Source organism: Paraburkholderia sp. LEh10, from assembly GCF_017814945.1.
Lineage (GTDB): Bacteria > Pseudomonadota > Gammaproteobacteria > Burkholderiales > Burkholderiaceae > Paraburkholderia.
Genome location: NZ_JAGIPX010000026.1, coordinates 74,561 through 101,151, shown reverse-complemented (window position 1 = coordinate 101,151; position 26,591 = coordinate 74,561). Strand labels below are relative to the sequence as shown.

General features: G+C 64.1%; 29 protein-coding genes. 12 read left to right on the top strand and 17 right to left on the bottom strand.

Translation table 11 applies throughout. The features are described from left to right. Positions 1 to 176 precede the first annotated feature (176 nt). The 3 genes from J8I87_RS22170 to J8I87_RS22160 form a co-directional block, all read right to left on the bottom strand. On the bottom strand, positions 177 to 1,721 hold the full coding sequence (locus tag J8I87_RS22170) for a glycosyltransferase family 2 protein (RefSeq protein ID WP_409518786.1): 1,545 nt from the start codon (positions 1,719 to 1,721) through the stop codon (positions 177 to 179). Continuing rightward, a complete protein-coding gene (locus J8I87_RS22165; protein WP_245254077.1) occupies positions 1,721 to 2,293 on the bottom strand; it encodes a cytochrome b in 573 nt (190 codons plus the stop codon). Before J8I87_RS22165 ends, J8I87_RS22170 begins: the two co-directional genes overlap by 1 nt. A 276-nt stretch (positions 2,294 to 2,569) precedes the next feature. After that, positions 2,570 to 3,484, bottom strand: a complete 915-nt coding sequence (locus tag J8I87_RS22160) for a LysR family transcriptional regulator (protein WP_209934031.1) — start codon at positions 3,482 to 3,484, stop codon at positions 2,570 to 2,572. Positions 3,485 to 3,607: 123 nt separating this feature from the next. Here J8I87_RS22160 and J8I87_RS22155 point away from each other — a divergent pair, with 123 nt between their 5' ends. Together J8I87_RS22155 and J8I87_RS22150 are read left to right on the top strand one after the other, a co-directional pair. Next, positions 3,608 to 4,588 (top strand): glutathione S-transferase family protein, encoded by a 981-nt coding sequence (locus tag J8I87_RS22155; RefSeq protein ID WP_209934030.1) that lies wholly within the window; start codon positions 3,608 to 3,610, stop codon positions 4,586 to 4,588. Positions 4,589 to 4,642: 54 nt separating this feature from the next. Then, complete coding sequence (locus J8I87_RS22150; RefSeq protein ID WP_209934029.1) at positions 4,643 to 4,927, top strand: hypothetical protein; 285 nt, start codon at positions 4,643 to 4,645, stop codon at positions 4,925 to 4,927. A gap of 11 nt (positions 4,928 to 4,938) precedes the next feature. Here the strand turns inward: J8I87_RS22150 and J8I87_RS22145 are convergent, their stop codons facing one another. From J8I87_RS22145 to J8I87_RS22125, 5 genes are all read right to left on the bottom strand, one after another. Continuing rightward, the gene (locus tag J8I87_RS22145) at positions 4,939 to 5,262 is read right to left on the bottom strand and encodes a thioredoxin family protein (RefSeq protein ID WP_209934027.1); all 324 of its coding nucleotides are present in this window, start codon (positions 5,260 to 5,262) and stop codon (positions 4,939 to 4,941) included. A gap of 148 nt (positions 5,263 to 5,410) precedes the next feature. Next, the gene (locus J8I87_RS22140) at positions 5,411 to 6,535 is read right to left on the bottom strand and encodes a 3-deoxy-7-phosphoheptulonate synthase (RefSeq protein WP_313065424.1); all 1,125 of its coding nucleotides are present in this window, start codon (positions 6,533 to 6,535) and stop codon (positions 5,411 to 5,413) included. Between the two features lie 78 nt (positions 6,536 to 6,613). Further along, complete coding sequence (locus J8I87_RS22135) at positions 6,614 to 7,153, bottom strand: SRPBCC family protein (RefSeq protein ID WP_209934026.1); 540 nt, start codon at positions 7,151 to 7,153, stop codon at positions 6,614 to 6,616. 35 nt (positions 7,154 to 7,188) lie between these two features. After that, complete coding sequence (locus J8I87_RS22130) at positions 7,189 to 7,518, bottom strand: ArsR/SmtB family transcription factor (RefSeq protein WP_209934025.1); 330 nt, start codon at positions 7,516 to 7,518, stop codon at positions 7,189 to 7,191. Positions 7,519 to 7,569: 51 nt separating this feature from the next. Beyond that, entirely contained in the window at positions 7,570 to 9,039 is a 1,470-nt protein-coding gene (locus J8I87_RS22125; protein WP_209934024.1) for a PLP-dependent aminotransferase family protein, read from the bottom strand. Positions 9,040 to 9,098: 59 nt separating this feature from the next. On the opposite strand from J8I87_RS22125, the gene J8I87_RS22120 reads away from it, so the two are divergent. After that, a complete protein-coding gene (locus J8I87_RS22120) occupies positions 9,099 to 9,593 on the top strand; it encodes a GNAT family N-acetyltransferase (RefSeq protein WP_209934023.1) in 495 nt (164 codons plus the stop codon). Here the strand turns inward: J8I87_RS22120 and J8I87_RS22115 are convergent. From J8I87_RS22115 to J8I87_RS22105, 3 genes are all read right to left on the bottom strand, one after another. Beyond that, on the bottom strand, positions 9,590 to 10,171 hold the full coding sequence (locus J8I87_RS22115; protein ID WP_209934022.1) for a DUF3501 family protein: 582 nt from the start codon (positions 10,169 to 10,171) through the stop codon (positions 9,590 to 9,592). The two genes, J8I87_RS22120 and J8I87_RS22115, sit on opposite strands and share 4 nt — an antisense overlap. 21 nt (positions 10,172 to 10,192) lie before the next feature. After that, entirely contained in the window at positions 10,193 to 11,530 is a 1,338-nt protein-coding gene (locus J8I87_RS22110) for a heterodisulfide reductase-related iron-sulfur binding cluster (protein ID WP_209934020.1), read from the bottom strand. Positions 11,531 to 11,712: 182 nt separating this feature from the next. Further along, entirely contained in the window at positions 11,713 to 12,135 is a 423-nt protein-coding gene (locus tag J8I87_RS22105) for a rubrerythrin family protein (protein WP_209934018.1), read from the bottom strand. 217 nt (positions 12,136 to 12,352) lie between these two features. Between J8I87_RS22105 and J8I87_RS22100 the strand changes: the two genes are divergently transcribed. The 3 genes from J8I87_RS22100 to J8I87_RS22090 all read left to right on the top strand — a co-directional run bounded on the left by J8I87_RS22100 (position 12,353) and on the right by J8I87_RS22090 (position 13,968). Next, complete coding sequence (locus J8I87_RS22100) at positions 12,353 to 12,712, top strand: DUF3564 domain-containing protein (protein WP_209934017.1); 360 nt, start codon at positions 12,353 to 12,355, stop codon at positions 12,710 to 12,712. A 247-nt stretch (positions 12,713 to 12,959) separates the two neighbouring features. Next, positions 12,960 to 13,718, top strand: coding sequence for a DNA/RNA non-specific endonuclease (locus J8I87_RS22095; RefSeq protein WP_209934016.1), 759 nt, complete (start codon positions 12,960 to 12,962; stop codon positions 13,716 to 13,718). Next, a complete protein-coding gene (locus tag J8I87_RS22090) occupies positions 13,711 to 13,968 on the top strand; it encodes a hypothetical protein (protein WP_209934014.1) in 258 nt (85 codons plus the stop codon). The genes J8I87_RS22095 and J8I87_RS22090 overlap by 8 nt, the downstream gene beginning before the upstream one ends. A 43-nt stretch (positions 13,969 to 14,011) precedes the next feature. Here the strand turns inward: J8I87_RS22090 and J8I87_RS22085 are convergent, their stop codons facing one another. Then, a complete protein-coding gene (locus J8I87_RS22085; protein WP_209934013.1) occupies positions 14,012 to 15,733 on the bottom strand; it encodes a tetratricopeptide repeat protein in 1,722 nt (573 codons plus the stop codon). A gap of 294 nt (positions 15,734 to 16,027) precedes the next feature. On the opposite strand from J8I87_RS22085, the gene J8I87_RS22080 reads away from it, so the two are divergent. Beyond that, positions 16,028 to 16,573, top strand: a complete 546-nt coding sequence (locus J8I87_RS22080) for a DUF962 domain-containing protein (protein ID WP_209934012.1) — start codon at positions 16,028 to 16,030, stop codon at positions 16,571 to 16,573. Between the two features lie 31 nt (positions 16,574 to 16,604). Here the strand turns inward: J8I87_RS22080 and rarD are convergent, their stop codons facing one another. After that, entirely contained in the window at positions 16,605 to 17,495 is an 891-nt protein-coding gene (gene rarD, locus J8I87_RS22075; RefSeq protein ID WP_209934011.1) for an EamA family transporter RarD, read from the bottom strand. Positions 17,496 to 17,981: 486 nt separating this feature from the next. Here rarD and egtD point away from each other — a divergent pair, with 486 nt between their 5' ends. Then, complete coding sequence (gene egtD, locus J8I87_RS22070) at positions 17,982 to 18,962, top strand: L-histidine N(alpha)-methyltransferase (protein WP_209934010.1); 981 nt, start codon at positions 17,982 to 17,984, stop codon at positions 18,960 to 18,962. A gap of 85 nt (positions 18,963 to 19,047) precedes the next feature. Here the strand turns inward: egtD and J8I87_RS22065 are convergent, their stop codons facing one another. Continuing rightward, complete coding sequence (locus tag J8I87_RS22065) at positions 19,048 to 19,344, bottom strand: acylphosphatase (protein WP_209934009.1); 297 nt, start codon at positions 19,342 to 19,344, stop codon at positions 19,048 to 19,050. Between the two features lie 181 nt (positions 19,345 to 19,525). On the opposite strand from J8I87_RS22065, the gene hpnA reads away from it, so the two are divergent. Both hpnA and J8I87_RS22055 read left to right on the top strand, forming a co-directional pair. Further along, a complete protein-coding gene (gene hpnA, locus J8I87_RS22060) occupies positions 19,526 to 20,536 on the top strand; it encodes a hopanoid-associated sugar epimerase (RefSeq protein ID WP_209934007.1) in 1,011 nt (336 codons plus the stop codon). A gap of 148 nt (positions 20,537 to 20,684) precedes the next feature. Next, the gene (locus J8I87_RS22055; protein WP_209934006.1) at positions 20,685 to 21,212 is read left to right on the top strand and encodes a hypothetical protein; all 528 of its coding nucleotides are present in this window, start codon (positions 20,685 to 20,687) and stop codon (positions 21,210 to 21,212) included. 54 nt (positions 21,213 to 21,266) lie between these two features. Here the strand turns inward: J8I87_RS22055 and J8I87_RS22050 are convergent, their stop codons facing one another. After that, entirely contained in the window at positions 21,267 to 21,947 is a 681-nt protein-coding gene (locus J8I87_RS22050; RefSeq protein ID WP_209934005.1) for a lytic transglycosylase domain-containing protein, read from the bottom strand. Continuing rightward, positions 21,944 to 23,122, bottom strand: a complete 1,179-nt coding sequence (locus J8I87_RS22045; RefSeq protein ID WP_209934004.1) for a glycosyltransferase — start codon at positions 23,120 to 23,122, stop codon at positions 21,944 to 21,946. Before J8I87_RS22045 ends, J8I87_RS22050 begins: the two co-directional genes overlap by 4 nt. A gap of 461 nt (positions 23,123 to 23,583) precedes the next feature. Between J8I87_RS22045 and ispH the strand changes: the two genes are divergently transcribed. Together ispH and hpnH are read left to right on the top strand one after the other, a co-directional pair. Then, a complete protein-coding gene (ispH, locus tag J8I87_RS22040) occupies positions 23,584 to 24,528 on the top strand; it encodes a 4-hydroxy-3-methylbut-2-enyl diphosphate reductase (protein WP_209934003.1) in 945 nt (314 codons plus the stop codon). Positions 24,529 to 24,538: 10 nt separating this feature from the next. After that, entirely contained in the window at positions 24,539 to 25,696 is a 1,158-nt protein-coding gene (gene hpnH / locus J8I87_RS22035; RefSeq protein WP_209934002.1) for an adenosyl-hopene transferase HpnH, read from the top strand. Positions 25,697 to 25,817: 121 nt separating this feature from the next. On the opposite strand, the gene J8I87_RS22030 is transcribed toward hpnH, so the two are convergent. Beyond that, positions 25,818 to 26,423: a phospholipid-binding protein MlaC gene (locus J8I87_RS22030; protein ID WP_209934001.1), complete on the bottom strand. Its 606-nt coding sequence runs from the start codon at positions 26,421 to 26,423 to the stop codon at positions 25,818 to 25,820. Between the last annotated feature and the right edge of the window lie 168 nt (positions 26,424 to 26,591).

Sequence of the window (26,591 nt, the reverse complement as noted above, 5' to 3'; positions counted from 1 at the left end):
CATGCGGGCTGACGGCAGGTGCGCGCAACGCGCCCGCACGCCCGCGTCCCGGTACGCGCACGGCCGCCCCGGAAAAGCGAAAGGCGGTGCCGGAGCACCGCCTTTGCGGTCGTTGCATTTGCAACGCTCACGCCGTCTCGCGCCCGTGCCGGCCCCAAGGTGTGCACAATCGGCGCTCAGCGCGAACGCTGCATCGCCCCAATGAGGCCCGACCGATGCTGCTTGCCCCACGACCGGCCGCCGGCCAGGAATTGCAGCCAACCGAGCGCCGCACCCGTGTGGCGCAGCAGCTGGAACGTGAACGGCTCGGCGATCGCAGCGGCGACCGCCATCGTCAGACTCGAACCGCGCGTGATTCCCGTCCAGCGCCGGTAAAGGTGGATGCTCCACACGTAGAACGCGAGGTCGATCGCCGTCTTCAGGCCGATCACGCTGAAGATCGACAGCACGATCAACCCGTGCCCGCCGCACACAAAGCCGAGCAGCAGCGCGAACGCGGTCAGGCCGTAGACGGGCTGCATCGTATCGAACGCCTTGATGGGCAGCATCAGCCGGCCAAGCGTGCCATATCGCGCATTGCCCGTCATGTCGCGGTTCCAGTACTGCGTTTGCAGGAAGCCCGCAAACCAGCGGCGGCGCTGACGCAGGAAAGCGCCGAGCGTCGCGGGCGCTTCCGTGTGTGCGTGCGCATCGCCGACCACCCGTACGTCCCAGCCCAGTCCGCGATCGACGGAATAGCGCCGCAACCGGTGAATCAGCTCGTAATCTTCGACGAGACATTGCGCATCGAAGCCGCCGACGGCAACGAGCGCCTCACGCCGGAACGACGCGAACGCGCCCGACACCAGCAGCAGGCTGTCGGCCCGCATCCACGCGAAGCGCGCGATGAAATTGCGCATGTACTCGTAGGTCTGGAACCACTGGAACACGCGCCCGCTCGCCGTACGGTTGCAGACGGGCACGAGGATGCCCGTCGCTGCCACCAGCTTCGGTGATCGCGCGAAGGCCGCGCGCATCGCAAGCGTGGCGTCGTCGGCGAGCAACGTGTCGGCATCGACTGTCATCACGGTGTCCGTCGTCATGACCTCGATCGCCGCGTTCAATGCCAGCGCCTTGCCGCCATGCGGCACGCGCAGCCAGAACAGATTCGGATAATCGCGGCTCGGCGCGCTCAGTTCGCCCAGCGCCGGCTCGGTCAAGCCGAAGCGCTTCTCCAGCAGATCGCGGGTGCCGTCGGTCGAGCCGTCGTCGGCAATCACGATCTGCGCCGGGCCATGCGTCTGCCGCAGCAGCGCGGCGAGCGTGACGGGCAACACGGCCGCCTCGTTGTGCGCGGCGACGATCACGCCCATCTCCGGCATATTCGTGGCGTCAGCGCTTCGGTGCGCGGGCAACGAGCGCCGGATCAGCGGCAACGTCTTTACGGTGACGAACGCCAGCAACAGCGTGTCGTAGACCACGTAAGCGATCCCCGTCGACCACGCCAGCGCGCCATGCAGAAAGAACGCGCGCGCGAACAACAGCAGCCACAGCACGGTCACGCCGCCGTGAATGACGACGCCTTGCCATGTCGCGCTGCGCGGATTGATGCGCGGCGACGCGGCTGCGAGCGCCTCGCGCAGCGACGGCCTCAGGCGCTCATCGACGACGCCGGCGTGCGAGACGGCAATGCTGTAGTTCGTCAGCGTGGGATCGTCGATTTCGGTGACATCGGCATCCATCACGGCACCATCCGCTTGATGACGGAACGACGGTCGAGCAGCTCATGCTTCAGCGCGCCGCCGATATGCATCGCGAGCAGCGCATACAGCGCATAGCCGAGATATGTGTGCAGCGCGCCGAACTTGTCGTGCAACGGCTCTTTCACAGCGGGATCGAGATTCATGATGAAGCCGATGCGCGGAAACGGCACGACGCCGAACAGATGCATCGGGTGTGTCGCGGCCGCCTTCCATGCGGAGTCGTGCAACCAGCCCGACAGCGGCAGCGCGATCATCAGGAAGTACAGCACGAAATGCGCGACATGCGCGGCCATGCGCTCCCATGAAGGAAACTCGCGCGGCAACGGCGGGGGCCGGTGCGTCGCGCGCCACAGCACGCGCAGCAGCGCAAGACCGAGCACGGTAATGCCGAACGACTTGTGCGTATCGATGACAGGCCGGACCCAGTCGTCCGGCAGGGAATCGGCGGACAGGCCGAGCACGATGTTCACGATGATGAGCACGGCAATGAGCCAGTGCAAAATCATCGCCGTGCGCGTGTAGCGCGCCGCAGGCACCCGCGTCTGAAGCATCTCGGTGCCGTCGCGCCCGGCCGCGCGTGATGAAGTGGATGAGTTCATGAAGTGGTCGGTTGGATGTCGAGAGGAACGGCGAAAGGCGTATGCAAGCCATTGAGCTAGACGGCACTGCGTTTCGTCTTACCAACAGAACGCCCGATCGCGCCGCTTTATTCCTTTGACGTCCGGTGCGCGTGTTCCCGTCGTGTTTCCGTTTGTTTCGCGCGCAGCCGAATGGTTCAAGCAGATGACTCAAGCAGATGGCTCAAGCAGATGGTTCAGTCAGGCCATTCACGCGAACTGGTCGACTCCTTGCACCAGACGTTTGGCGAGGCGCGGCTCGCGCAACTGGTCGAGCCACCATTTCAGCGCGCGGCCTTCCTGATCGCCGCGCCACGCAACATACAGCACATTGGGCTCACGCGGATCGGCGGTGTCCTTTTCGACGAGCTCGCCGCGCTTGAGCAGCGACGCCACCCGATGGCGCGGCACCCAGCCGATCCCGAGCCCGTCGCGCTGCGCGAGGATTTTCGCGCGCATGCTGGGCACGGCAAGCGAAGCCTGGCCGCCGAGCAGACCATACGCGCGCCCGCTCGCCCGCGACGAGTCCGCGACGACGATGCCGCGCTGCTTCGCAATCTGTTCCCGTCGAAGCGGCTCCTTGATGCTCGCGAGCGGATGACGCGGCGACACCGCGAACACCCAGTCGACGACGCCCAGCTCGAACCACCGCAAGCCCGGGATCGCGGGCGGCTCGTTGGTCGCGCCCACGATCAGGTCCGCGCGGCCGTCGCGCAGCGCCTCCCACGTGCCGCTCAGCACTTCCGTCGTCAGACGCAGCTTGACGCCGGACTGCAGCGCGTCGAACGCGTGGACGACGGGCATGAAGGTTTCGAACTCCATCAGTTCGTCGGTGACGATCCACAGGCGGTCTTCCCAGCCGCTCGCAATCTGCCGCACGCGCTGCGTCATCCGCGACACATCCTGCATCAGCCGCGCGGCCTCTTCGGCGAGCAGCTGTCCGGCGGGCGTCAGTTGCAGCCGGTAGCGGCGGCGGTCGAACAGCAACGCGTCGAACCGCGTTTCGAGCTGGCGCGCCGCATGCGAGACCGTCGACGGCGCCTTGCCGAGCCGCGCGGCCGCGCGCGACAGGCTGCCGCTTTCGCGTATCGCTTCGAGCAACGCAAGCTCTTCATCCGTCAACATGTTCGATCCTGTCGAATGAGATCATCGGGAAAATCGTACGGCAAAACGCCTGGGACGGTCCACCATGGTAACAACCGGCGATATGCCGCCGCGCGGCGCGAATAGCACAGAAGGAGCAGCGAGATGGGACTGTTAGTCAACGGCCAATGGCAGGACAAGTGGTACGACACGGCATCGACGGGTGGCCGTTTCGTGCGCTCCGACGCGGTATTCCGCAACTGGGTCACGCCCGATGGCGAAGCCGGGCCGAGCGGCAGCGACGGTTTCGAGGCGGAAGCGGGACGTTACCATCTGTATGTGAGCCTCGCGTGTCCGTGGGCGCACCGCACGCTGATCGTGCGCGCGCTGAAGGGCCTCGAAGACATGATCGGCGTGTCGGTTGTGCACTGGCTGATGCTCAGCGACGGCTGGACCTTTGACGACGGCCCGGGCGTCGTGCCCGACCCGATCAATCACGCGCCCTATCTGCGCGATGTCTACCTCGCCGCCGACCGCCGTTACACCGGCCGCGTCACGGTGCCGATCCTGTGGGACAAGCATCAGCGCACGATCGTCAGCAACGAGTCGTCGGAGATCATCCGCATGCTGAACTCGGCGTTCGACGAGATCGGCGCGGAGCCGGGCGACTTCTATCCGCCGCCGCTGCGCGCGGAGATCGACGCGATCAACGCGCGCGTCTACGACACGATCAACAACGGCGTCTACAAGTCTGGCTTCGCGACGACGCAAGGCGCGTATGAAGAAGCCGTCGTGCCGCTCTTCGACACGCTCGACTGGCTCGAACACAAACTGTCGACGCAGCGTTTCGTGACGGGCAACCGGCTGACGGAAGCGGACATTCGCCTGTTCACGACGCTGATCCGCTTCGACGCCGTGTACTTCGGCCACTTCAAGTGCAATCTGCGGCGCATTGCGGACTATCCGAACCTGTCCGCCTACACGCGCGACATCTATCAACATCCGGGCATCGCCGATACCGTGAATTTCGAGCACATCAAGCGGCACTATTACGAGAGCCACCGCTCTGTGAATCCGACGGGCATCGTGCCGCTCGGCCCCGTGCAGGACTTCCACGCGCCGCATGACCGCGCGCGTTTTGCGTGAGGCCGTTGCGCTAGACTGTCCGCGACCCTTGGCCATCACTGCACGGAGACGCCCATGTTACGCAAGACACGCACCGCTTCCCAGCTTCAAGACGAGGTGAGCCGGCGCATACATCGCGCGCCGGAAGTCGTCGAAGACGGCGTGAAAATCCGTGTGCCGCGCCCCCAATTGCAGGAGCCCGACGCGAGCGGCTGCAACTGGACGATGAAGCACTTCGGCAATGCGATCGGCTTTGAGCGCACCGTCAACGACGCGCTCAAAGCCGTGCAAAAGGAATACAACCTGTCGGAAGAGACAAAGGATCGGGACAGCCTGTTCGGCGACTTTCCGAAAAGCTGACCCGCCGCCGCTCAGGCTGCGGCGGCGAATCCTTCGTCGATCTGCGTAGCCGCCGTCGGCCGCACCACACGCGCCACTTCGACGCCATCGCGGATGAACACCAGCGTCGGCCACAGCTTAACCTTGAACGACCGCCCGAGGGGCCGCCCCGGTCCGTCTTCTATCTTCAGATGGCGCGTGCCGGGATGCCGGCTGAACGCCTCGCCGATCGCGGGCTGCGCGCCCTGACAGTAGCCGCACCAGTCGGTGCCGAATTCGACGACGGTCACGCCCGCCAGGGCGTCGACGTCCGCGCGGCTCGGCGCGGTCTTCGAGTATTGGTTCGCGGTAGTCATAAGCCTCCAGGCATAGAACGACGACAGATGCGCGACGCGGCCCCGCCCGGCATCATGTGAGGCTTGGCCGCGTTGCGGCATACGCCATGTTGCCCGCTCCCGGCGAAACATGCTGACGGCCTGGCGGCGCCGGTGTTGCTTCGCGCCGTTACTTCGCGCCGCCGCGCCTTGCGCGGACCGCTTGTGCGAGCGTCTGCAGCACGGGTTCGGTTTGCGCCCAGCCGATGCACGCGTCGGTGATGGACACACCGCGAGCAAGCGGCACGCCCGCCTTCAGATCCTGACGGCCCGCTTCCAGATGGCTCTCGATCATCACGCCGATGATCCGCGTGTCGCCGCCCGACAGCTGGGTCGCGAGATCTTGTGCGACCTCGATCTGGCGCTCGTGCGACTTGCCGGAGTTCGCGTGCGAGCAATCGACCATCACCTGTTCACGCAGGCCGACCTTGCGCAACGCCGCGCACGCTTCCTCGACGCCCGCCGCATCGTAGTTCGGCCCTTTCTTGCCGCCGCGCAGGATCACGTGCGCATCGTCGTTGCCGCGCGTCTCGAAGATCGCGGCCATACCCATCTTCGTCATGCCCATGAACGCGTGGCTCGCGCGCGCAGCGACGATGGCGTCGGCCGCGATTTGCACGCCGCCATCGGTGCCGTTCTTGAAGCCGATCGGACACGACAGGCCCGACGCCAGCTGGCGATGGCTCTGGCTCTCCGTCGTGCGCGCGCCGATCGCGCCCCACGCGATCAGGTCGGCGATGTATTGCGGGCTCAGCAGGTCGAGAAACTCCGTGGCCGTCGGCAGGCCGAGGCCGCTGATTTCGAGCAGCAGTTCGCGCGCGCGGCGCAACCCTTCATTGATGCGGAAGCTGCCGTCCAGACGCGGATCGTTGATGTACCCCTTCCAGCCAACCGTCGTGCGCGGCTTTTCGAAGTAGACGCGCATCACGATCATCAGGTCATCGCGCAGCGCGTCGGCCGTCGCCTTCAGCTTGTGCGCGTACTCCATCGCCTGGCCGTGGTCGTGAATCGAGCACGGGCCCACGACGACCACCAGCCGGTCATCGCGGCCGTGCAGAATGTCCGCGATCGCCACGCGGCTCTGTTCCACGACCGTCTGCACGCCGGGCGGGCACGGCAGTTCGTCGAGCAGCAGCGCGGGGGAGATCAGCGGGCGCACTGCGCCGATGCGGGTGTCGTCGATGCGCGTGATGTCCTGGGTCGAATCGGCGACGCCTGCTTCCTGGTCACGTGTGGGGTTGTCGATGCGGCTCACTCTATTCTCCGGTTCGGCATTTTTCGGGGCGATCCGATTATCGCACTCGCCGCCGCCGGGACGCACGCAGCGACTGCGTCAGAGTGCGTCGTAACGCGCCTTGATCTGCTCGAACAGCGTCCAGAACGACGCGGGCGCGGTGCCGTCGAGGCGCTCACGCAACACGTCAAGATGGCTGTGCCAGCCTGGTCCGACATCCAGTTGCTCGTTGCGGCCCGACAGGTTGCGGTGAGTCAGCACGAGCTTCACCTGATCGCCGGCTTGCGACAGTTCGAAAGTCACTTCAGACAGATTGTCCTGAACGCTGCCCCACGTGAACGCGAGCACATGCGGCGGCTCGAAGCGCAGCAGCCGGTGAAACGAATCGTGGCCGCCTGCGTACTGGCGATACGGCTCGGGCGGAAGCTCGGGCGTCGCGGACAGCAGCGAGTGATCGAAGCGCATCATGAAGTCGCCGCCGGGCTGGGTCGGCATTGCGCCGGACGCGAGCCACTGGCGGCGCTTGTCCGACTCGGTCAGATACGCCCAGACGCGCTCGATCGGGCCGGGCAGCAGGCGTTCGAAGCGCACGATCCGCATGCCGTCGAAAGCGCCAAGTTGTTCGTTCTTCAGGTTCATGTGGTTTCTCCGAGTCGACAGGAGTTGGCGCCCATTCAGGCCGATTGCTTCGGATCGCGCAGCAGGTCTTCGAGCATGTCGAGACGGCTGCTCCAGAAGCGTTCGTAAAACCGCAGCCACGCATCAGCGGCAGCGAGGGGAGCCGGTTCGATCCGGCAGATATGCGAGCGCCCCTCGACGCGGCGCCGGATCAGTCCGGCCCCTTCGAGCACCTTCACGTGCTTGGACGCCGCCGCGAACGACATGGCAAACGGTGCAGCCAGCTCGCCGATATTGCGTTCGCCGCCGGCAAGCTGCGCGAGCATCGCGCGCCGGGTGGGATCGGACAGCGCATGGAACACGCCGTCGAGTGCGGACTCGTTCATGAGCCCAAGTATAGGCACGGCTCCCTTTCAATTCAACCATTTGGTTGAATATCAGCTGCTTGCGGCCAATGACCGGATCGCCGCAGCGAGTTCGGCGACCAGTCTGTCGGCCTTGTCGGGGCGCACCGCCGCGTAGCCGAGCAAGAAGCCGTTGAAGCGCTCCGCGTCCTCGCCCCGATGGCAATACGTGCTCAACGGCGAGACCGAAATGCCCTTTTCGCGCAACGCCGCACTCGCATCGCGGTCTCGAAGCGGCGCATCGAGCCGCATCGTCAGATGCATGCCGCTGCCGTCCGACGAAACCGTCACGAGATCGCGCATGTGCGCATCGATTGCGCCAACGACGGCTTCGCGCCGCTGCTGATATATACGGCGCATGCGCCGCAAATGACGCGCGTATTTGCCGCTTTCGATAAAGTCCGCGAGCGCGATCTGATCCGCGACGCGCCCTTGCCGCGACATTTCGCCGATCACGCCGCCGATCTCCGTCGCGAGGTTCGCGGGCACGATCATGAAGCCGATCCGCAGGGCCGGGAACATCGTCTTGCTGAACGTGCCGAGATAGACCACGGGCGTCGCGGGCCGCAAGCCCTGAACCGACGGCAACGGCGGGCCGCTGTGGCGCAGTTCGCTGTCGTAGTCGTCCTCGACGATCCACGCGCCGCGCTCCGCAATGTTGTCGATGATCGACCAGCGCCGCTCCAGGCTCAGCACGCAGCCGAGCGGATACTGATGTGACGGCGTGATGTAGACGAGTCGCGGCGGGGTGCGCTGCCAGTGAGCGTCAGTGGGCGCGATGCCGGCGGCATCGACGGGAATCGGCACGATGTTCAGTCCCGCCGACTGAAACGCGACGCGCGCGCCGTGATAGCCGGGGTTTTCCATCCATGCAATGTCGCCGGGATCGGCGAGCATCCGCGCGCACAGGTCGAGGCTCGCATGCGTGCCCGCCGTGATGAAGACCTGATCGGCCGTGCAGCGCACGCCGCGCGACACCCGCACATATTCGGCGACGGCGCGCCTGAGCGACGGATTCCCCGCATGGTGGCCGTAGCCGAGATCGCGCGCATCGACGGCGCGCCACGCGCGTTCCATCGATGCACGCCATTGCGCAACGGGAAATTCGTCGAGCGCGGGCACGCCGGCCTGGAACGGCGAGTGCAGACCGCGCGCGCCGCGATCGCGCGGCAACGCGGCGACGCGCTGCGACAGGCGGCCGACGGGCTGCGCGCCGGGAGCATCCGTATTCGCGGACTGCGGCGCGAAGCAGCTCACAATCGAGCCATGCCGGCTCGCCGCGATGAAGCCCTCTTCGGCAAGCCGTTCGTACGCGTAGAGCACCGAGTTGCGCGCAATGCCGAGTTGCTCGGCGAGCGCGCGCGTCGGCACGAGCTGGCTGCCGTGGCGAATGTCGCCGTTCAGGATCGCGTGACGCAGGCTTGCGTAAAGCAGTGTTTGCTGCGTGAGCTTGCGGCCGGCCGCCTCGCGCGCGAAGCGCGACATCAACACCCCGTAGTCCAATTGCGTGGCTCCAGATTTTGCTTTCGACGTGGAGCTAACAATGGTGCCACAGAAACCCTATGCTTCGACGATACCTGTCGATACCGGAAGGAGCGAAAGCCGTGAAGATCCGCCCTGTCGTCCCCGCAGACTACGAAGCCTGGCTGCCGCTGTGGGACGGTTATAACCGCTTCTACGGCCGCTTCGACGAAACTGCGCTGCCGCGTGAGATCACGCAACTCACATGGGCGCGCTTTTTCGACGGGCTCGAACCGATGCACGCGATGGTCGCCGAACGCGCCGACGGCACGCTGGCGGGCCTCGTCCATTATCTGTATCACCGCAGCACGCTGATGGCGGGCCCCACCTGCTATCTGCATGATCTGTTCACGCTCGAATCGGAGCGCGGCAAGGGTGTGGGGCGCGCGCTGATCGAAGCCGTCTACGCCGCTGCAAAGGCCGCGCGTGCCGAACGCGTGTACTGGCTCACCCACGAAACGAACCATACGGCCATGCAGCTTTACGACAAGGTCGCGGACCTGTCGGGCTTCGTCGTCTACCGCAAGCCGCTCTAGCTGAGGTCCTCGATCAGCGACTGGCGCACGTCATCGGGAATCGTCTGCACGCCGACCGGATAGTTCGGATGATCGCAACCGATCTGCAATCCGGCACCGTCGCGCAGACGTGTTTTCATCGACGGCGTCAGCTCGAAGCGCACGAAATGCACGGCGGAAGTCTTCTCGTTGTTCTCGCGCTCCATGTCTTCATCGGCGATCGCGTAGACGGGCTCTTCGCCGTCCACCTTCATGAACACGGCGTCCTCGATGCCGATCAGGCGCCCGAGCGCCGCGCGCCGCTCCACTTCGTTTTCATACTCGATCTGCATCGTCGCCTTGAAGTTGCTGCCGTTGGGCACGAGCGGCAGATATGCTTCGAGTTCGCCCTGAATGCCGTCCTCGTCGAAGATCTTCTCGATATGCAGCATCTCCTGGATCTGATAGCGGATCGTCAGTTCGTCCTCGAACAGGAAGGTCACGTGATTGCCTAGCCGGACCATGCGGTTCTTCTTGTGCTCGATGATCTGCTCGCGCATCGTCTTGCGCGCCTTCGCATAGTTTTCGAGCGACAACAGGGAGTTCCTCGCGATGCTCATCGGTATCCTCGCAGGTTGAAGTCAAAGGCCGTATGCCTTGCGCAGCAGTGTCAATGGATGCGCAAGCTGTGTCTTCGGCAGGCCGTTTTCGTCGAAGCCCTGCTCGATGTGATGGCCGGCAAGCTGGCAATCCGACGAGATGTAGTCGGGCTGCGGGTGCGCCATCGCCTTGAAGACGGGCTTGCCGATCTTCATCGCCATCGCGTGAAATTCCTTCTTCACGCCGAACGTGCCCGCGTGACCCGAACATCGCTCGACGACCGTGACCTGCGTGTCGGGCACCAGCGCAAAGGTCTCCGACGTCTTGCGGCCGATGTTCTGCACGCGCGCGTGACACGGCACGTGATACGACACCTTGCCGAGCGGCGTGTTGAAGTCGGTCTTCAAGAGGCCATCGCGATGACGCGACACGAAGTATTCGAACGGGTCCCAGAAAGCTTCGCTGACGGCGCGCACGTCGGGATCGTCGGGAAACATCAGCGGCAGTTCGTGCTTGTACATCAGCACGCAGCTCGGAATCGCGCCGATGATCGCGTAGCCGTCGCGTGCATAACGCGCGAGCACGGGCATGTTCTTCTCTTTCTTCGCCGCGACGCCTTCCAGATTGCCCTGCTCCAGCAACGGCATGCCGCAGCACGCTTCGCTCGACACGAGCTCATACGGGATGTCGTTATGCGCAAGCACCGCCAGCAGATCGTGACCGATGCCGGGCTCGTTGAAATTCACGTAGCAGGTTGCATAGATCGCGACCTTGCCAGGCGTGCGCTCGCCGTCCTTCGTCTGCACTTGCGGCGACTTGGTTGCGGCGCTGCGAAACTTGCGGGCGGCGAAGTCGGGCAGCCAGGCATTCTTGTCGACGCCGAGCGCCTTTTCCATCGCGCCGCGCACGACGCTGGTGTGATTCACCGCGTTCACGGTCTGCGTGACGATCGGAATGCCCGCAAAGGTGCCCAGCGCATCCGTGTTCGACAAGAACTTGTCGCGTAACGGGACTTCGCCGCGTTTATAGGCGGCCGCTTTCGCGCGCAGCATCAGATGCGGAAAATCGACGTTCCACGAATGCGGCGGCACATACGGGCATTTCGTCATGTAGCACAGGTCGCACAGATAGCATTGATCGACGACGGCGCCGAACTTCTGCTTATCGACCTCGTGCACTTCGCCTGTATCCGTTTCATCGACCAGGTCGAAAAGCGTCGGAAACGCACCGCACAACGACACGCAGCGGCGACATCCCGCGCAGATGTCGAACACGCGCGTCAATTCCTGATCGATCGCATCCTGATCGTAGAAAACGTCCGATTTCCAGTCGAGCGGATGGCGAATCGGCGCTTCGAGACTGCCTTCCTTGTGAGGCATGGCGTGAGTCTCCTGTGGGATCTTCTCCGCGCGTTTCTTTTAATCGATGCAATGCGCAACGGCGCACGCGAGAACGCGATCGTCTCGCTTCCTTTCCCGCTATGCGCCGCTACGTTCCTTGCGGCCCGGTTGCGCACGAACGGCACGCGCATGCGCCGGCTGCACGGCCGGCGCGCGCGACATCAATCGGTCAGCGCTTCCAACGCCTTCGTATACCGATTCGCGTGGCTGCGCTCCGCCTTTGCCAGCGTTTCGAACCAGTTCGCGATTTCGTCGAAGCCTTCGTCGCGCGCTGTCTTCGCCATGCCCGGATACATGTCGGTGTATTCGTGCGTTTCGCCTGCAATCGCCGCCTGCAGGTTCTGCCGCGACGTACCGAACGGTAGTCCTGTCGCCGGGTCGCCCACGACTTCCAGGTATTCGAGGTGGCCATGCGCGTGGCCCGTTTCGCCTTCGGCCGTCGAGCGGAATAGCGCGGCGACGTCGTTCTGTCCCTCGACGTCCGCCTTCGCTGCGAAATACAGATAGCGTCGATTGGCCTGCGATTCACCGGCAAATGCGGCCTTCAGATTTTCTTCGGTTTTCGAACCCTTCAGTTGCGACATCTGAGCCTCCATCCAAAGCCTGTATGTGGGAGCGCGCGATTGTCATGGGCAACCACGGCCAGGCGCGCGTACCCGAGCCGTGCCTTAAATCTAGGTGTTCGCGGATGCGTTCCCAATTGTGTTTTTCAATCCTCGCGATAGCTGTTTGTCTTGCATAACCTTTGGCCCGACGTAGACTGAGGAAGCGCACTGCCTATATTTCACGGGGGACTGTCTAATGCGGCTGACGATACTGATCAACGGTTCGGACCCCACCGTCAATCATGACTATGCCGTGCTATGGCTCGATACCGACGAACATCGCTGGTCGAGAGAAGCACACGATGGGATCGACTTGCCCCCATGGGGCGAACTCCATGACGAGAACGGCGTCACCAAGCTCTGCGCGCCCAGCGCGGACGCACCTTTATGCACGTTGAATGGCCTGCACGTGGACCGGCGGCAGCGGGTCAGTTCAGCACAAGGCATCGCGGCGTGGTCGTCGGACCGCACGCGTGCACCCATGAGTGGCTTCTGGCGCCTGCAGGCCGTCGACCGCTTACCCGTTCATGCCGAACATAGCGTGTTCGGACGCTGAGTCCAGCGTGACCCTCTGAGCCCGCCCCGCCGATCCCCTCGCGCGCGCGGGCTTTTCACTTCCCTTCGCTTCGCCTTCCTTGCTGCCTCTGCTCATCGGTGAGCGCGCAGAAATTGCCGCGCGCGGACGACGCGACGCGACGCTTTTTTCCGATTCGCGCTGCAATGCCGCGTGAGCACACGCGCCCCTTGCATGATGCATAGGTCGCGGAGCTATACTTGCGGCCCCTCATTCCCTTTTCAGATCCATGAAGAAGTGGTTAGTCAGCCTGCTTATCGTGGCCGCGAGTCACGCGGGCCATGTTTTGGCAGCAACGTCGTGCACGGATTTCACGCCCAACGCGCAATGGCCCGTGTTGACGAACGCGAAGATGGCGCCGAAGTCGCGCATGCTGTGCTACTCGGATTTCGCCGTCCTGCATTCCGGCATCACGCACGGCCCGCTATGGTCCGCCGAGCATCTGACGCGGGACCATATCGAAGCCGCCAAAGACATGGTGCGCACCAACAAGTTCTTCGAAGACGCGCGCCTGCCCGAAGGTGAAGGCGCGACGCTCGCCGATTACAAGCGCAGCGGCTTCGACCGCGGTCATATGAGCCCGGCCGGCAATCGCTGGAATGCGGAGGCGATGGCACAATCGTTCTCGCTCGCGAACGTGGTGCCGCAAAACCGCGAGAACAACCAGCGCCTGTGGTCGCGCATCGAAACGGCCGTGCGCAAGGTGGCGATCAAGTACGACGACACCTATGTCGTGACGGGCCCGATGTTCGCCGGCGCGCAGTTGCAGACCATCGGGCCGACGCGCGTGTTCGTGCCGACGCAGTTGTTCAAGGTCGTCTACGTGCCGTCGACGAAACTCGCGTTCGCGATCGTCACGGACAATGTGGCCACCGACCGCTATGAAGTGAAATCCGTGCACGAACTCGAAGCGTTGAGCGGCATCCGTTTTCCGGGCATTCCGGAAAATCTCAAAGACCAGCGTCCGGGAGGGCTGAAAGGTGTTTAACGCATATTCGAACGACGACGAAGTGCTCAACATCCAGGGCGACGCGCTGACGGTGTCGAACGGCATCACGCGCGTCGTCGTGAACGGCACACTCGACATCACGAAGGACAAGCGCGGCCTGAAAGCGGCGCTGGCGCTCAAGGAAGCGCTCGACAGCGTCGTTGCCGCGTTGCAGGCAGACGCGCATCTGCCGGAGCGGGTCAACGAAGAGCCCGACGCGAAGCCGGGCGTGATCGACAACCCGTTCTAGCGTGAACGGCGCGCGATGACATGCGATGGCCGCGCAGCCGGGGTCATTGCGGCGCGGCTGGCTTCGGCAGGCTCGCCAGCGCCTGCGCCGCGCGTGCGATCACGCTTTCCCAGTCGCCGGGCGCCGTCTGCCGGAACAGGCGCGCGCTCGGATACCACGGCGAGTCGTCGCGCTCGCGGAACCAGCGCCAGCACGCGTCGAAGCGCGACAGAATCCATACCGGCCGGTTCAGCGCACCGGCCAGGTGCGCCATCGACGTATCCACGGTAATCACCAGATCCAGGTTTTCGACGATCGCAGCCGTATCGGCGAAATCCTGCACATCGTCCATCGGGTCGAGCGGGCGAAGTCCGACGGGCAGGTCTTCGATCTGCGGACGCGTCACCGCGCCTTTCTGCAAGCTCACGAAAGTCACGCCGGGCACATGCAGCAACGGCGCGAAAGACTGCGCCGTCATCGAGCGCCGCTGATCAATCGCATTCGAGCTGGGATCGTGCGGACGTGGATCGCCAGCCCACACCAGGCCGACCTTGAAGCCGTCTTGTGGCAGTCTGCTGCGCCAGTGCTGCACGAGGGCGGCAGGCGCGCGCAGATAGGGCGTCGGCGCGGGAATCGTCTCCACCGTCGTGCCGAACCGTGCGGGCAGGCTCAGCATGAAACACCAGTAGTCGTGCCCGGGGACTACCGATTTGCCGTCGAGCGGACATACCGCATCCACGCCCTCGATACTTTCGAACAGCCGCTGCAAAGGCGGCTGGCACGCGACGCTCACCCTCGCCGCGCCGCGCCCCTTCAGCATCGACAAATACCGGCAGAATTGCAGGCCGTCGCCGAAGCCCTGCTCCGGCCACACGAGCAGTGACTTGCCGTGCAGCGGTTCGCCGTTCCACATCGGATACGGCACGGGCGGCGGCAACACGTTGCGCGTGCTGATCGCTTCGTCGTAGCGCGATTCGTACAGCGCCCAGCCCTGCTCGTATTCGCCGATGCACAGCAGCGGCAACGCGAGATTCGCCTTCGCGCCGACGTAATCCGGCCGCAGCGCCAGCGCCTGGCGGTACGCGTCGATGGCTTGCGCGATGCGTCCTTGCTGCCAGAGCACATTGCCGAGATTGTTGTGCGCTTCGGGAACGTCGGGATCGAGCGCGAGGGCCTGACGGCATGCGCTCTCCGCCTCCGGTAAACGGTTCAGCTCCAAAAGCAGCAGGCCGAGATTGTTGTGCGCGCTGACGTTGCCCGGTTGACGGCTGACGACGTCGCGATAAGCTGCTTCCGCCTCCGGCAATCGCTTTAGTTGCCAGAGCATCACGCCGAGGTTGTTGCGGGCCGTCACATAGTCCGGCGCGATGGCGAGCGCGCGCAGGAATGCGGCCTCCGCCTCGGGCTCGCGCTTGAGCTCGCGCAGCACGAGACCGAGGTTGTTCAGCGCCTTTGACAGATCCGGCTTGATCGAGAGCGCCTGGCGATACGCGTGTTCGGCCTGCGTCAACTGCTTGCGGCCATAGAACCAGCTGCCCAGATCGTTGTGCGCCTCTGCAAGATCGATTGGCGTCTCGCCGCGCGGCTTGCCGGCCTTCGCGTCCGCTTCGTCGTAGAGGCCGCTCAGGCAAACGGCGGCGAGCTGCATTGCTTCGACATGCGCGGGGTCGGCCTGCAACAGCTGATCGAGCACGGCAAGCGCCTCCGCGAGACGGCCCGACGAATAGAGCGAAACACACGACGGGTAGCGTTCGGCGGGTGACAGCACGGGATCTGACGGGTTCATCGCAAAGGTTTGGAATTCTGGATGGTTCAACGCGTGCAAGGCCGGAATTCGAGGCGCGAAATGAAGCGCCGCGCGTCGTGCGGCCTCGCGGGAAAACAAGGATGCCTTACTGCGAAAAACGGCGAAAAAATACAGGCGATCGTAACCTGGCCCGCCGGTAACCTATCTCTAAAGACCTTGAGTCGACGAAGCGAATGCGCGCATCGTTCCAGGCGCGCCTGGATTGTCGGCTAGCCGACAGTGTCGCGGCGCGCCGCCCGCGATCACGATGACTCTCGACGAGGAACGGCATTCATGAGAACGCTCACCGACCAGCTTGCGCAATACGCCGCCTATCATCGCGACAGGCGCAACATCGCGACGCACTTCATCGGCATTCCGATGATCGTGCTCGCGCTCGCCGTGCTGCTGAGCCGGCCAGCGTGGACGTTCGCGGCCCGGCCGTTCGCGTTGTCACCCGCGTGGGTGCTGCTCGGCCTCGTCGTGGTCTACTACTTCGTGCTCGACGTGCCGCTCGGCCTGATGATGACGGCCGTGTCGGCGCTGTGTATCGCGTGCGGCATGTGGCTCGCCGCGCAATCGACCGTTGCATGGCTTGCGTCGGGCATCGGCCTTTTCGTGGTCGGCTGGGTGTTCCAGTTCGTGGGACATGCCGCCTACGAGCACCGCAAGCCGGCATTCGTCGACGACCTGACGGGCCTCCTGATCGGGCCGCTCTTCGTGCTTGCGGAAGCGCTGTTCGCGTTCGGCTGGCGGCCTCGCTTGCGCGCGGCGATCGAAGCGAAAGCGGGCCCGACCCATCTGGATGCCGGGCGCGCGGCTACGCAACGTCGGTCTTGATGCGGCGGGTGCCTCTATGAATGACCGCCGTTCAACGCGGTGCGAGCAGCCGCGCGCTGTGCAACGCGGTCAGCCCGACTGCGATCCAGATCGGCACATAGGTGGCAAGCTGCTGCGCGGTCAGCGTCTCGCCCAGCAGCGTCACTGACACGATCACCAGCAACACCGGCTCCACGTAGCCAAGAATGCCGAACAGCGCCATCGGCAGCAGACGGCTCGCCTTCAGATACGACGCGAGCGCAATCGTGCTCAGCGCGCCGAGTCCGGGCAGCAACAGCAGCCACATGTCGACGCGGCCCGACAGCAGCGCAAGCGAGCCGCCGTGCAGCGCGATCGCGAGCGCGAACGGCAGCATCAGCGACATCTCGATCGCAAACGCCGTCAGCGAGTCGGCATTGATCTTGCGGCGCAACACGAAGTACGGCGGATAGCCGAGCACGACGAGCAGCGTCGGCCACGAAAACGCGCGCGTCACCCACAGTTCATGCGCGACGCCGAGCGCCGCGCAGGCGACCGCGAGCCACTGCAACGGCTCCAGCCGCTCGTGATAGTAGAAGCGGCCGAGCAGCACCATCGATAGCGGCAACAGGAAATAGCCCAGCGACACTTCCAGCATCCGTCCATGCAGCGGCGCCCACAGAAACACCCATAGCTGCGCGCCGAGCAACGCCGCGCTGACGGCCAGCAGGAGCGCCGTGCGCGGCTCGCGGACGGCGCGCTGCAACAGCGCTCGCAACATTGGCAGCCGCGAGCGCATCGCGACCAGCGTGATTGCGCCCGGCACGGTCCAGATCACGCGCCACGCGAAGATATCGAGCCCCGTCAGCGGCGCGAGCAGCTTCGCGTACACGGACATCAGCGCGAACAGCGTCGACGCGCTGACGGAAAACGCGATTCCGCGTCCCGGTTGATAGGCGTTCATCGGCAGACCCGCCGTGAAAGAAGAGGCGCGCGGTGCCGCGCGAAATCGCGAATGTTGTCGTCCATTGTTAAGTCTTGTTTTAACTGCGCGGCGCGAGCGCTACGGAAGACGCGGCGCCCTGGTTGCGTGAAGCGCGCATTCTAGACGGGTTGTGCATGGGACATCGCATTGCGCAGCCAAATCGTGTCCGTGCATCTTCGCGCGCGATGCACTATAAAACCTAACTCCATGTCCACGCCGCATGACGCCGGCGATTCATCGGCGGAAACACGAGCCTGTTTTTTGCTTACGTGTTCCGTTTCAAGGTCGCGCCTTCGGCTTTCAATCCGCTTCTACGCGATTGAAGGCGCGAGCGCAGACACGCGCCCGTCATCGAATGCGCTCACGCTAATCCGCCTGAACGCATGCCGGTCCACTCACCTCCAATGCATTTCGCTCTTCCGCAGTCCGCAAGTCATCACTGGAACGAGACAACACGGAGCCAACATGACTCAGCCAGCCGTATCGCATCATCTGTCGCACGACGTATCGCCGGAATTCGCCGCCGCCGTTCGCGCTGGCCTCACCAAGCAGCCCCAGAAGGAATTGCCGTCGAAGTATCTTTACGATGAAGTGGGTTCGGCGCTTTTCGAAGTGATCACTGCGCTGCCCGAATACGGCGTCACGCGCGCCGAAGAACGGCTGCTCGCGAAGCACGCGGGCGAGATCGTCGCGCAGTTGCCGCACGATGCGATCGTCGCGGAGCTTGGCAGCGGCAGCGGCCGCAAGACGCGCCGCATTCTCGAAGCACTATGTAAAAAGCGCCCCACTTCTTACTGCCCGATTGAAATTTCGCGCACCGCTTTGCAATTGTGCCGCCGCGAGCTCGGCGATATCGAGCGCATTTCGATCGTCGGTTATGAGCGCGACTATCTCGCGGGGCTCGCCGAGGTCAGCAAGCGCCGCGCGAAGGACGAGCCGTTGCTCGTGCTGTTTCTCGGCAGCACGATCGGCAATTTCGGACGACTCGCGGCCACGCGATTTCTGCGCGAGATCCGCAACATGCTCGCGCCCGGCGACGCGCTGCTGCTCGGCACGGACCTCGAAAAGCCGGTGCCCGTGCTGGTCGCCGCCTATGACGATCCCATCGGCGTGACGGCCGCGTTCAACCTGAACCTGCTCGCGCGGATCAATCGAGAACTGGACGGCGATTTTCCGCTCGACGCGTTCCAGCATGTCGCGCGCTTCAATCCCGACGTGCGCAGCATCGAAATGCATCTGCGCGCGAAGCGGCACGTGAGCGCGCAGGTGCGCGCGGCGAAGTTGACGGTCGAGCTGAACGAAGGCGAAACGATATGGACGGAAAGCAGCCACAAATATCGTCCGGAAGAATTGCACGCAATCGCCGACGATGCGGGCTTCACATGCAGCCATCAATGGATCGAGCGCGATTGGGGGTTTGCGGAAAGCCTGCTGGTGGCGCGCTGATTTGCAAGCTGTATCGCGCTGTCGTGTGACGTAAGCGTGGCGAGGCGCGCGGGCGGTGTCCGCGCGCTTCGCATGCAATGGCGCTTCAGTGCTGTTCGAAGCGCTCGTAACGCTTGTCGGTGGCGCGCTCTTCGCCTGTCACTTCCGTCACGCGCGCCGTCGGCGGCCCGTGACGCAGCCACGACAGCATCCGGTCGACCTGGTTCGCCGGACCTTGCAACATCGCTTCGACGGAACCGTCGTCCATGTTCGCCACCCATCCCCGGATACCCAGCGCATGCGCCTGGCGCACCGTCGCGTGACGAAAGCCGACGCCCTGCACCATGCCGCGCACCCGCACGTAATACGTTTCGATTCGCGAATCGAGATCCGTGCCGGACATGCTCACCTCCTCTTATGCGTTTACGCGGGCATTCTAGTCGCGCCGCGCGCGCTTTGCTTGCGTTGCGGCCGATGCACCGAAACGGCGAGCACGGCGCACGCCATCCACAGCACGTACAATCCGACCTCTGCAAACCATCAACCATGCGCCAGTCAGGCAGCAATCAGGAAAACGGCAAGCCATGAGCGATCAGACTCGCGATCTCGTACTCGTCACCGGCGCGTCCGGCTTCGTCGGCTCGGCGGTCGCGCGCATCGCGCAGCAAAAGGGCTTCGCAGTGCGCGTGCTCGTGCGACCGACCAGCCCGCGCCGCAACGTCGAAGCGCTCGACGCGGAAATCGCCGTCGGCGACATGCGCGACGAAGCGTCGATGCGCGCCGCGCTGCGTGGCGCGCGCTATCTGCTGCATGTGGCGGCGGACTATCGGCTGTGGGCGCCCGACCCGCACGAAATCGAACGCGCGAATCTGGAAGGCACGCAAGCCACGATGCGCGCCGCGCTGAAGGAAGGCGTCGAGCGCATCGTGTACACGAGCAGTGTCGCAACGTTGAAGGTAACGGGCTCGGGCCAGTCGGTCGATGAAACGTCGCCGATGACGCCGCAGCAGGCGATCGGCGTCTACAAGCGCAGCAAGGTGCTCGCGGAGCGCGCCGTCGAGCGGATGATCGCGAATGACGGCCTGCCCGCCGTGATCGTCAACCCGTCGACGCCCATCGGTCCGCGCGACGTGAAGCCGACGCCGACGGGCCGCATCATCGTCGAGGCGGCGCTCGGCAAGATTCCGGCTTTCGTCGACACGGGGCTGAATCTCGTGCACGTCGATGATGTCGCGATGGGTCATTTCCTCGCGCTCGAACGCGGCAAGATCGGCGAGCGCTACATTCTCGGCGGCGAGAACCTGCCGTTGCAGCAGATGCTCGCCGACATCGCCGGCATGGTCGGGCGCAAGCCGCCGACCATCGCATTGCCGCGCTGGCCGCTCTATCCACTCGCGATGGGCGCGGAAGCCGTCGCCAAGTTCACGAAGCGCGAGCCGTTCGTCACCGTCGACGGCCTGAAGATGTCGAAGAACAAGATGTACTTCACGTCGGCGAAAGCGGAGCGCGAGCTCGGTTATCGCGCGCGGCCTTATCGCGAAGGACTGCGCGACGCGCTCGACTGGTTCCGCGACGCGGGCTATCTGAAAGCGTGATGCGTCGCGCGTCTCTGGATGAATCGCTGAACGTGCACGCGTCGCGCATGCTTACGCTCGCACACGCTTTGTTACAACTCGGAGCCGACACAAAGGTTAACGTCGGCGCGCAGAAGGTAAAATCGCGGGTCTTACCAGAGAACTACGCATGAATCTTCAGGAACAGATTGGCGCGCTCGAAACGGGCGTCGATCAGCTCATTCAGGCTGTCACGGCTCCGCGAGACGTCGAGGATGCGAGCGATCAGCACGTGAACGGCACGACGGCCGCGCAAACCGAACAGCCCGTCGAAGCGGCAGTCGATGCAGTCGATGCCGCCGCCGGCGCGCACGTGGAACAGCAAGCCGATGAAAAACCGACGCTGCACATCGAACGCCCTGGCCAGAACGAAATCACCATGTCGATCGGCGGCAAGTCGGTGACGCTGCATCCGCTGCAGGTCGGTCAGCTGATTGAGGAACTGTCGAACGCGCGGGCGTCGATGGAGCCGGAAGTCCCGCCGGACTTGCCTGCCGGCTGGCGTTTCGTTTCGACCAGAAACCCGGTGATGGCGGTGCAGAAGCAGACCAACGGCGACCGTCTGCTCGTGATGCGTCATACGGGGCATGGCTGGGTGCCGTTCCAGTTTTCGCCGGACATGGTCATCCAGATGTACATGATGCTGACGCAGAAGTGACGCGCGCGGCGGCCCTTGCGGCCGCCGGCAGCGCGCTCGACGGCGTTGCGCTGTTCAGTGGGACAGCGGCAATAGCGAGTTCAGCAGTTGGGCGGCGCGTTGCGAGACGCTTGGACTCGACGCGGCATCGGCCACCGGGCTGACGTAGACGACGGGTCCAATGCACAGCGAGCTCCACCGCGCGTCGCAGCCGCCATCACGCGCAGGCATCGGCTGATCCACGCCCGAGGCCGCGCTGTCGCCTTCCACCACGGCCGCAAACGTCTTGACGCGGCCGTTGACCTTCTCCGCATACGCCAGCGACCCGCCGTAGCTCTTCAACGCGGCATTCAGATCGCCGCCCGCCGATTGCACATAGCCGTACAAGATCGCCGAGCCGACTTCGATATTGGTCTCGGGATCGGTCAGATCCTTCACGTCTTTCAGCAGGCGCCTGTGCGCGCCCGGCACGACCTGCATCAGACCCGTCGCGCCGTTACCGCCCTTGGCCTTTTCCTTGAAGCGCGATTCGATCGAGATGATCGCGAGAATCAGCGCGGGCGGCAGCGCGTATTTCTCTGAAGCCGCGCGCACTGCATTCGAGATCTGCTCGGCCTTTTCTTTCGCGAGGCCAAACTTCTGGCGCAGGTAATCTGACGTGTGGTCGTGGTTTGGCTGATCTTCGGCCAACGCGCCCTGCATCGAGCCAAGCGTCAAACCGAACGTCAGCGCGATCAGGCAGACGAGCCGCCTCATTGATTCGTCCCGGCGGGCGCCTGCACGCGCGCCTTCCATTGGCCACCCTTGCCGCGCCAGTAGCGCACCGCGGAGCCGAACGTCGCACTGACGTAGAACAGCGCGACGAGCGGCAGAAACGGCGCCCACAGCGGCGAGCGGTTGTAGTAGCGCAGCATCGGCGCATACGCGCAACACATCGCGGCCCACGCGAGCCACGCAGGCCAGCCCTTCGGCCCGAGCACGATCGCGACCACGGGCGGCGCGAGATAGATGATCGTCATGCCGAGCAGCGTGCCCGCGAGCAGCCATGCCGAATAGCGCAACTGCGTGAACGCCGTGCGCGCGATCATGTTCCAGATCTCGCGCCAGCTATCGTAAGGGCGCAGCGAAATGCTGCGCGCGGCGACATCCAGCCGGATCGGGTGGCGCCCTCCGCCGCGATGCTTGATACGCGCGGCAAGACTGCAATCGTCGATCAGCTCGGCGCGGATCGATTCGATGCCGCCCGCTTCTTCGAGCGCCGCCCGGCGCACCAGCATGCAGCCGCCCGCCGCGCCCGCCGTGCGGTTGCGCGGATTGTTGACCCACGAGAACGGATAGAGCTTCGCGAAGAAGAACACGAAGGCGGGAATCAGCGCCTTTTCCCAGAACGAATCGCAGCGCAGACGCACCATCAGCGAGACGAGATCACGCTGTTCCGCATCGGCGCGCATCACGAGTTGCGAGAGCGCGTCGGCGGGATGGCCGATGTCGGCATCCGTGAGCAGCAGATACTCGGGCGTGTAGCCCAGCGAGCGCGCCGCCTCGATGCCCTGCGACTGCGCCCAGACCTTGCCCGACCAGCCCGCGGGCAGCGGCTTCGCCGCGATCACGGTCAGCCGGTCCGGGCATTGCAGCGCGAGCGCGGCGGCGCGGGCGGCGTCGGCGGTGCCGTCCGTGCTGTGGTCGTCGACGACGATCACGTGAAACTCGCCCGCATAGTCCTGTGTCAGCAGCGACGTGACGGCACGCGCGATTACGTCCGCTTCGTTGCGCGCCGGAACAACGGCGGCGACGCCCGGCCACGCGCCACGCGTTTCGGGCGCGAGCGGCGCGGCGGGCTGCGCGCGCCAGAAGCCGCCGCGCGCAAACAGCAGCACACACCAGATCAACAGCGACAGACACGCCAACACAAACAGAACCGCCGCAATCATGCATTGCCCTCTATGGAAACCGCGCGCTGCCGGCGCGGCGGCAGGCGCAGCGCAACAACAACCGCGGCACCGCGCCAATCGTGGATATCGAGCACTGGCCGGTTATCGAATATGTGATAGTCCGCGTTTTCGATACGTTCAAGAATGCGCCGCCGGGGAAAGACGCCGCAGAAAATTCAAAGCGTGCGCGCCGGACTGCACATAGCGTGCGTCGGCGAACAAGGCCCGATAGTTTAAGCGTTCGCGACAGCGCGCGCAGCGAGTCATTTTTGCCGCCCGAAACCCCACACTGCAAGGCGCCTAAAAAGCAAATAGCGCGCGATAGCGTTAGAATGCGCGTTTGGTCTCGAGTATCGACTTTCGTCGGATTTAAGACATCAACTAAATATACAAGACGCGGCGAACAGGTCGTTTTTACCGATCTGCCCGCAACCCCGCGTCAGGTCGGAGTTCGCCAGCCTATGCGAGTCATCCTTGCTCAACCCCGGGGCTTTTGTGCGGGAGTCGTCAGGGCGATCGAGATCGTCGATCGCGCTTTGCAGCAACATGGCGCACCTGTGTATGTGCGTCATGAGATCGTCCACAACAGGCACGTAGTCGACAATCTTCGCCGTAAAGGCGCGCGCTTCGTCGAGGAACTCGATGAAGTGCCGCAGGGCGCAGTTGCCATTTTCAGTGCCCACGGTGTCGCGCAAAGCGTGGAGCGCGATGCGGAACAGCGCGGCCTCGACGTGCTCGATGCCACCTGCCCGCTCGTGACGAAGGTTCATGTGCAGGGCCGTCAGTACGTGGCCTCGGGCCGCACGCTGATCCTGATCGGCCATGCCGGCCACCCGGAAGTGGAAGGCACGATCGGCCAGATTCCGGGCACGGTGCTGCTCGTGCAAAGCGAGGCTGAAGTCGCGAAGCTGGAACTGCCCATCGACACGCCGCTCGCCTACATCACGCAGACCACGCTTTCGGTGGACGATACGCGCGGCATCATCGACGCGTTGAAGCGCCGTTTCCCCGACATCGTCGGGCCGGACACGCGCGACATCTGCTACGCGACGCAAAACCGCCAGGCGGCCGTGCGCGAGCTCAGTTCGCAGGTCGATGTGCTGCTGGTGGTGGGCGCAACCAACAGCTCGAACTCGAATCGTCTGCGCGAGATCGGCAGCGAGTCGGGCGTGCCGAGCTATCTCGTCGCGGACGGCTCCGAAGTCAAACGGGAGTGGTTCGCGGGTGTCGGCACGGTCGGCATCACGGCGGGCGCGTCGGCACCCGAAGAGATGGTCGAGAACGTAATCGATGCGCTACGCGCGCTGGGCCCCGTCGACGTCACGACGATGACGGGACGTGAAGAAAAAGTTGAATTCAAGTTGCCGTCGAAGCTGACGCAACCACTCGCTGCACGCGAAGTTTAAGGAGGACGATTTGTCTATTCCGATGCTACAAAAAGTCCGGGTCGGCGCATACATCATGCGTCAGCACCTCAAGGGCAACAAACGCTACCCGCTCGCGCTGATGCTCGAGCCGCTGTTCCGCTGCAACCTTGCATGCAATGGCTGCGGAAAGATCGACTACCCGGATCCCATCCTCAACCAGCGCCTGTCGCTGGCCGAGTGCCTCGAAGCCGTCGACGAGTGCGGCGCGCCCGTCGTCTCGATCGCTGGCGGCGAGCCGCTGCTGCACAAGGAAATGCCGCAGATCGTCAAGGGCATCATGGCGCGCAAGAAGTTCGTGTACCTGTGCACGAACGCGCTGCTGATGGAAAAGAAGATGGACGATTACGAGCCGAACCCGTACTTCGTCTGGTCGGTGCACCTCGACGGCGACCGCGAAATGCACGACCACTCGGTCTCGCAGGAAGGCACGTACGACAAGGCCGTCGCCGCGATCAAGGAAGCCAAGCGCCGCGGTTTCCGCGTGAACATCAACTGCACGCTGTTCAACGATGCGATTCCCGAGCGCGTCGCCGCGTTCTTCGATACCGTCGGCCCGATGGGCGTCGACGGTATCACGGTGTCGCCCGGCTATGCGTATGAGCGCGCACCGGACCAGCAGCACTTCCTGAACCGCGAAAAGACCAAGCAGCTGTTCCGCGAAATCTTCAAGCGCGGCGACAGCGGCAAGAAGTGGTCGTTCAGCCAGTCGAGCCTGTTCCTCGACTTCCTGGCCGGCAACCAGACCTACGAATGCACGCCTTGGGGCAACCCGGCGCGCACCGTGTTCGGCTGGCAGAAGCCGTGCTATCTGGTCGGCGAAGGTTACGTGAAGACCTTCAAGGAACTGATGGAAACCACGGATTGGGACAAGTACGGCACGGGCAACTATGAGAAGTGCGCGGACTGCATGGTCCACTGCGGCTTCGAAGCGACGGCGGTGATGGATACCGTCTCGCATCCGCTGAAGGCGTTGAAGGTCAGCCTGAGCGGCGCGAAGACGACGGGTGCGTTCGCGAGAGACATCCCGCTCGACAAGCAACGTCCGGCGGAATACGTGTTCTCGCGCCACGTCGAGATCAAGCTCGACGAGATCAAGCGTGCGGGCACGGGCAAGAAGGTGCAGACGTCGGCGGCCGCGTTGAACTGAAGCGCGAACCAACGCACGTCATCGCCGGATGAAAAGAGAGCGCAACGGTCAACCCGTTGCGCTCTCTTTCTTTGTGCCGCGCGATTCCCGCAGCGAGCGGGAAAGCGGGGTGCGCCAGCGATCAGCCGGCGCTGCGCGCGTTGTGCTCGGTGAGGAACTTGATCAGGCCATCGACACCGCCCTTGTTCAACTGATCCTGAAACTGCGTCTGATACACCTGGATCAGCCACGCGCCCATCATGTTGATGTCGTAAATCTTCCAGCCGTTCGCCGTTTTTTCCAGACGGTAGTCGATGGAATCGTCGCCGCCGTTGCTGAGCACATGCGACTGGACCACGGTATCTTTCGCGTCGGTGGAAGCGTTCGACGGAAGGAAGCGGAACTTCACGTCCTGATCGCGCAGTTGCGACAGCGATGCCGCATAGGTGCCGACGAGCAGCTTCTGGAATTGCTCATACAGTTGCTTTTGCTGCTCCGGCGTGGCCGTGCTCCACGCTTTGCCCACGGCGATGCGCGTCGTGCGCTGGAAGTTCGTGGCGGGCACGAAATGCGACTCGACCACTTGCGTGATCTTCTTCATGTCGCCGCCGCGTGCCTGCGGGTCGGCCTTCATCGCATTGACCGTGCCTTCGACCGCGCTCTTCACGATCGCATCAGGCGCGCTTTGTGCGAAAGCCGCGGTGGAAACCACGGCGGCTGCCAGAAAAGCAGAGAGGTAACGTTTCATACGCTCATCGGGACAGTTAAGAGTGAACCCGCGTTGGACAGGCCGCATCCAGCGCGGTTACGGGCCAGTATACCGACTTTGACGGGCTGCACCGCGAACGCTTGCTCTGACCTTGCGTCGGTTGCGTCGGTATACTTGTGCCCTCCACCAATAACCCTAATCGTGACA

What these genes read in the sequence shown, in the direction of transcription:
- J8I87_RS22120 (WP_209934023.1), top strand. Translation starts at nt 9,099, where the DNA reads ATGCTTCGACGATACCTGTCGATACCGGAAGGAGCGAAAGCCGTGAAG.
- J8I87_RS22080 (WP_209934012.1), top strand. Translation starts at nt 16,028, where the DNA reads ATGAGAACGCTCACCGACCAGCTTGCGCAATACGCCGCCTATCATCGC.
- egtD (WP_209934010.1), top strand. Translation starts at nt 17,982, where the DNA reads ATGACTCAGCCAGCCGTATCGCATCATCTGTCGCACGACGTATCGCCG.
- rarD (WP_209934011.1), bottom strand. Translation starts at nt 17,495, where the DNA reads ATGAACGCCTATCAACCGGGACGCGGAATCGCGTTTTCCGTCAGCGCG.
- J8I87_RS22100 (WP_209934017.1), top strand. Translation starts at nt 12,353, where the DNA reads ATGCGGCTGACGATACTGATCAACGGTTCGGACCCCACCGTCAATCAT.
- J8I87_RS22105 (WP_209934018.1), bottom strand. Translation starts at nt 12,135, where the DNA reads ATGTCGCAACTGAAGGGTTCGAAAACCGAAGAAAATCTGAAGGCCGCA.
- J8I87_RS22130 (WP_209934025.1), bottom strand. Translation starts at nt 7,518, where the DNA reads ATGAACGAGTCCGCACTCGACGGCGTGTTCCATGCGCTGTCCGATCCC.
- J8I87_RS22085 (WP_209934013.1), bottom strand. Translation starts at nt 15,733, where the DNA reads ATGAACCCGTCAGATCCCGTGCTGTCACCCGCCGAACGCTACCCGTCG.
- J8I87_RS22050 (WP_209934005.1), bottom strand. Translation starts at nt 21,947, where the DNA reads ATGAGGCGGCTCGTCTGCCTGATCGCGCTGACGTTCGGTTTGACGCTT.
- J8I87_RS22110 (WP_209934020.1), bottom strand. Translation starts at nt 11,530, where the DNA reads ATGCCTCACAAGGAAGGCAGTCTCGAAGCGCCGATTCGCCATCCGCTC.
- J8I87_RS22030 (WP_209934001.1), bottom strand. Translation starts at nt 26,423, where the DNA reads ATGAAACGTTACCTCTCTGCTTTTCTGGCAGCCGCCGTGGTTTCCACC.
- J8I87_RS22160 (WP_209934031.1), bottom strand. Translation starts at nt 3,484, where the DNA reads ATGTTGACGGATGAAGAGCTTGCGTTGCTCGAAGCGATACGCGAAAGC.
- J8I87_RS22115 (WP_209934022.1), bottom strand. Translation starts at nt 10,171, where the DNA reads ATGAGCATCGCGAGGAACTCCCTGTTGTCGCTCGAAAACTATGCGAAG.
- J8I87_RS22095 (WP_209934016.1), top strand. Translation starts at nt 12,960, where the DNA reads ATGAAGAAGTGGTTAGTCAGCCTGCTTATCGTGGCCGCGAGTCACGCG.
- hpnA (WP_209934007.1), top strand. Translation starts at nt 19,526, where the DNA reads ATGAGCGATCAGACTCGCGATCTCGTACTCGTCACCGGCGCGTCCGGC.
- J8I87_RS22055 (WP_209934006.1), top strand. Translation starts at nt 20,685, where the DNA reads ATGAATCTTCAGGAACAGATTGGCGCGCTCGAAACGGGCGTCGATCAG.
- J8I87_RS22155 (WP_209934030.1), top strand. Translation starts at nt 3,608, where the DNA reads ATGGGACTGTTAGTCAACGGCCAATGGCAGGACAAGTGGTACGACACG.
- J8I87_RS22150 (WP_209934029.1), top strand. Translation starts at nt 4,643, where the DNA reads ATGTTACGCAAGACACGCACCGCTTCCCAGCTTCAAGACGAGGTGAGC.
- J8I87_RS22170 (WP_409518786.1), bottom strand. Translation starts at nt 1,721, where the DNA reads ATGGATGCCGATGTCACCGAAATCGACGATCCCACGCTGACGAACTAC.
- J8I87_RS22045 (WP_209934004.1), bottom strand. Translation starts at nt 23,122, where the DNA reads ATGATTGCGGCGGTTCTGTTTGTGTTGGCGTGTCTGTCGCTGTTGATC.
- J8I87_RS22135 (WP_209934026.1), bottom strand. Translation starts at nt 7,153, where the DNA reads ATGAACCTGAAGAACGAACAACTTGGCGCTTTCGACGGCATGCGGATC.
- ispH (WP_209934003.1), top strand. Translation starts at nt 23,584, where the DNA reads ATGCGAGTCATCCTTGCTCAACCCCGGGGCTTTTGTGCGGGAGTCGTC.
- J8I87_RS22165 (WP_245254077.1), bottom strand. Translation starts at nt 2,293, where the DNA reads ATGCTTCAGACGCGGGTGCCTGCGGCGCGCTACACGCGCACGGCGATG.
- J8I87_RS22145 (WP_209934027.1), bottom strand. Translation starts at nt 5,262, where the DNA reads ATGACTACCGCGAACCAATACTCGAAGACCGCGCCGAGCCGCGCGGAC.
- J8I87_RS22065 (WP_209934009.1), bottom strand. Translation starts at nt 19,344, where the DNA reads ATGTCCGGCACGGATCTCGATTCGCGAATCGAAACGTATTACGTGCGG.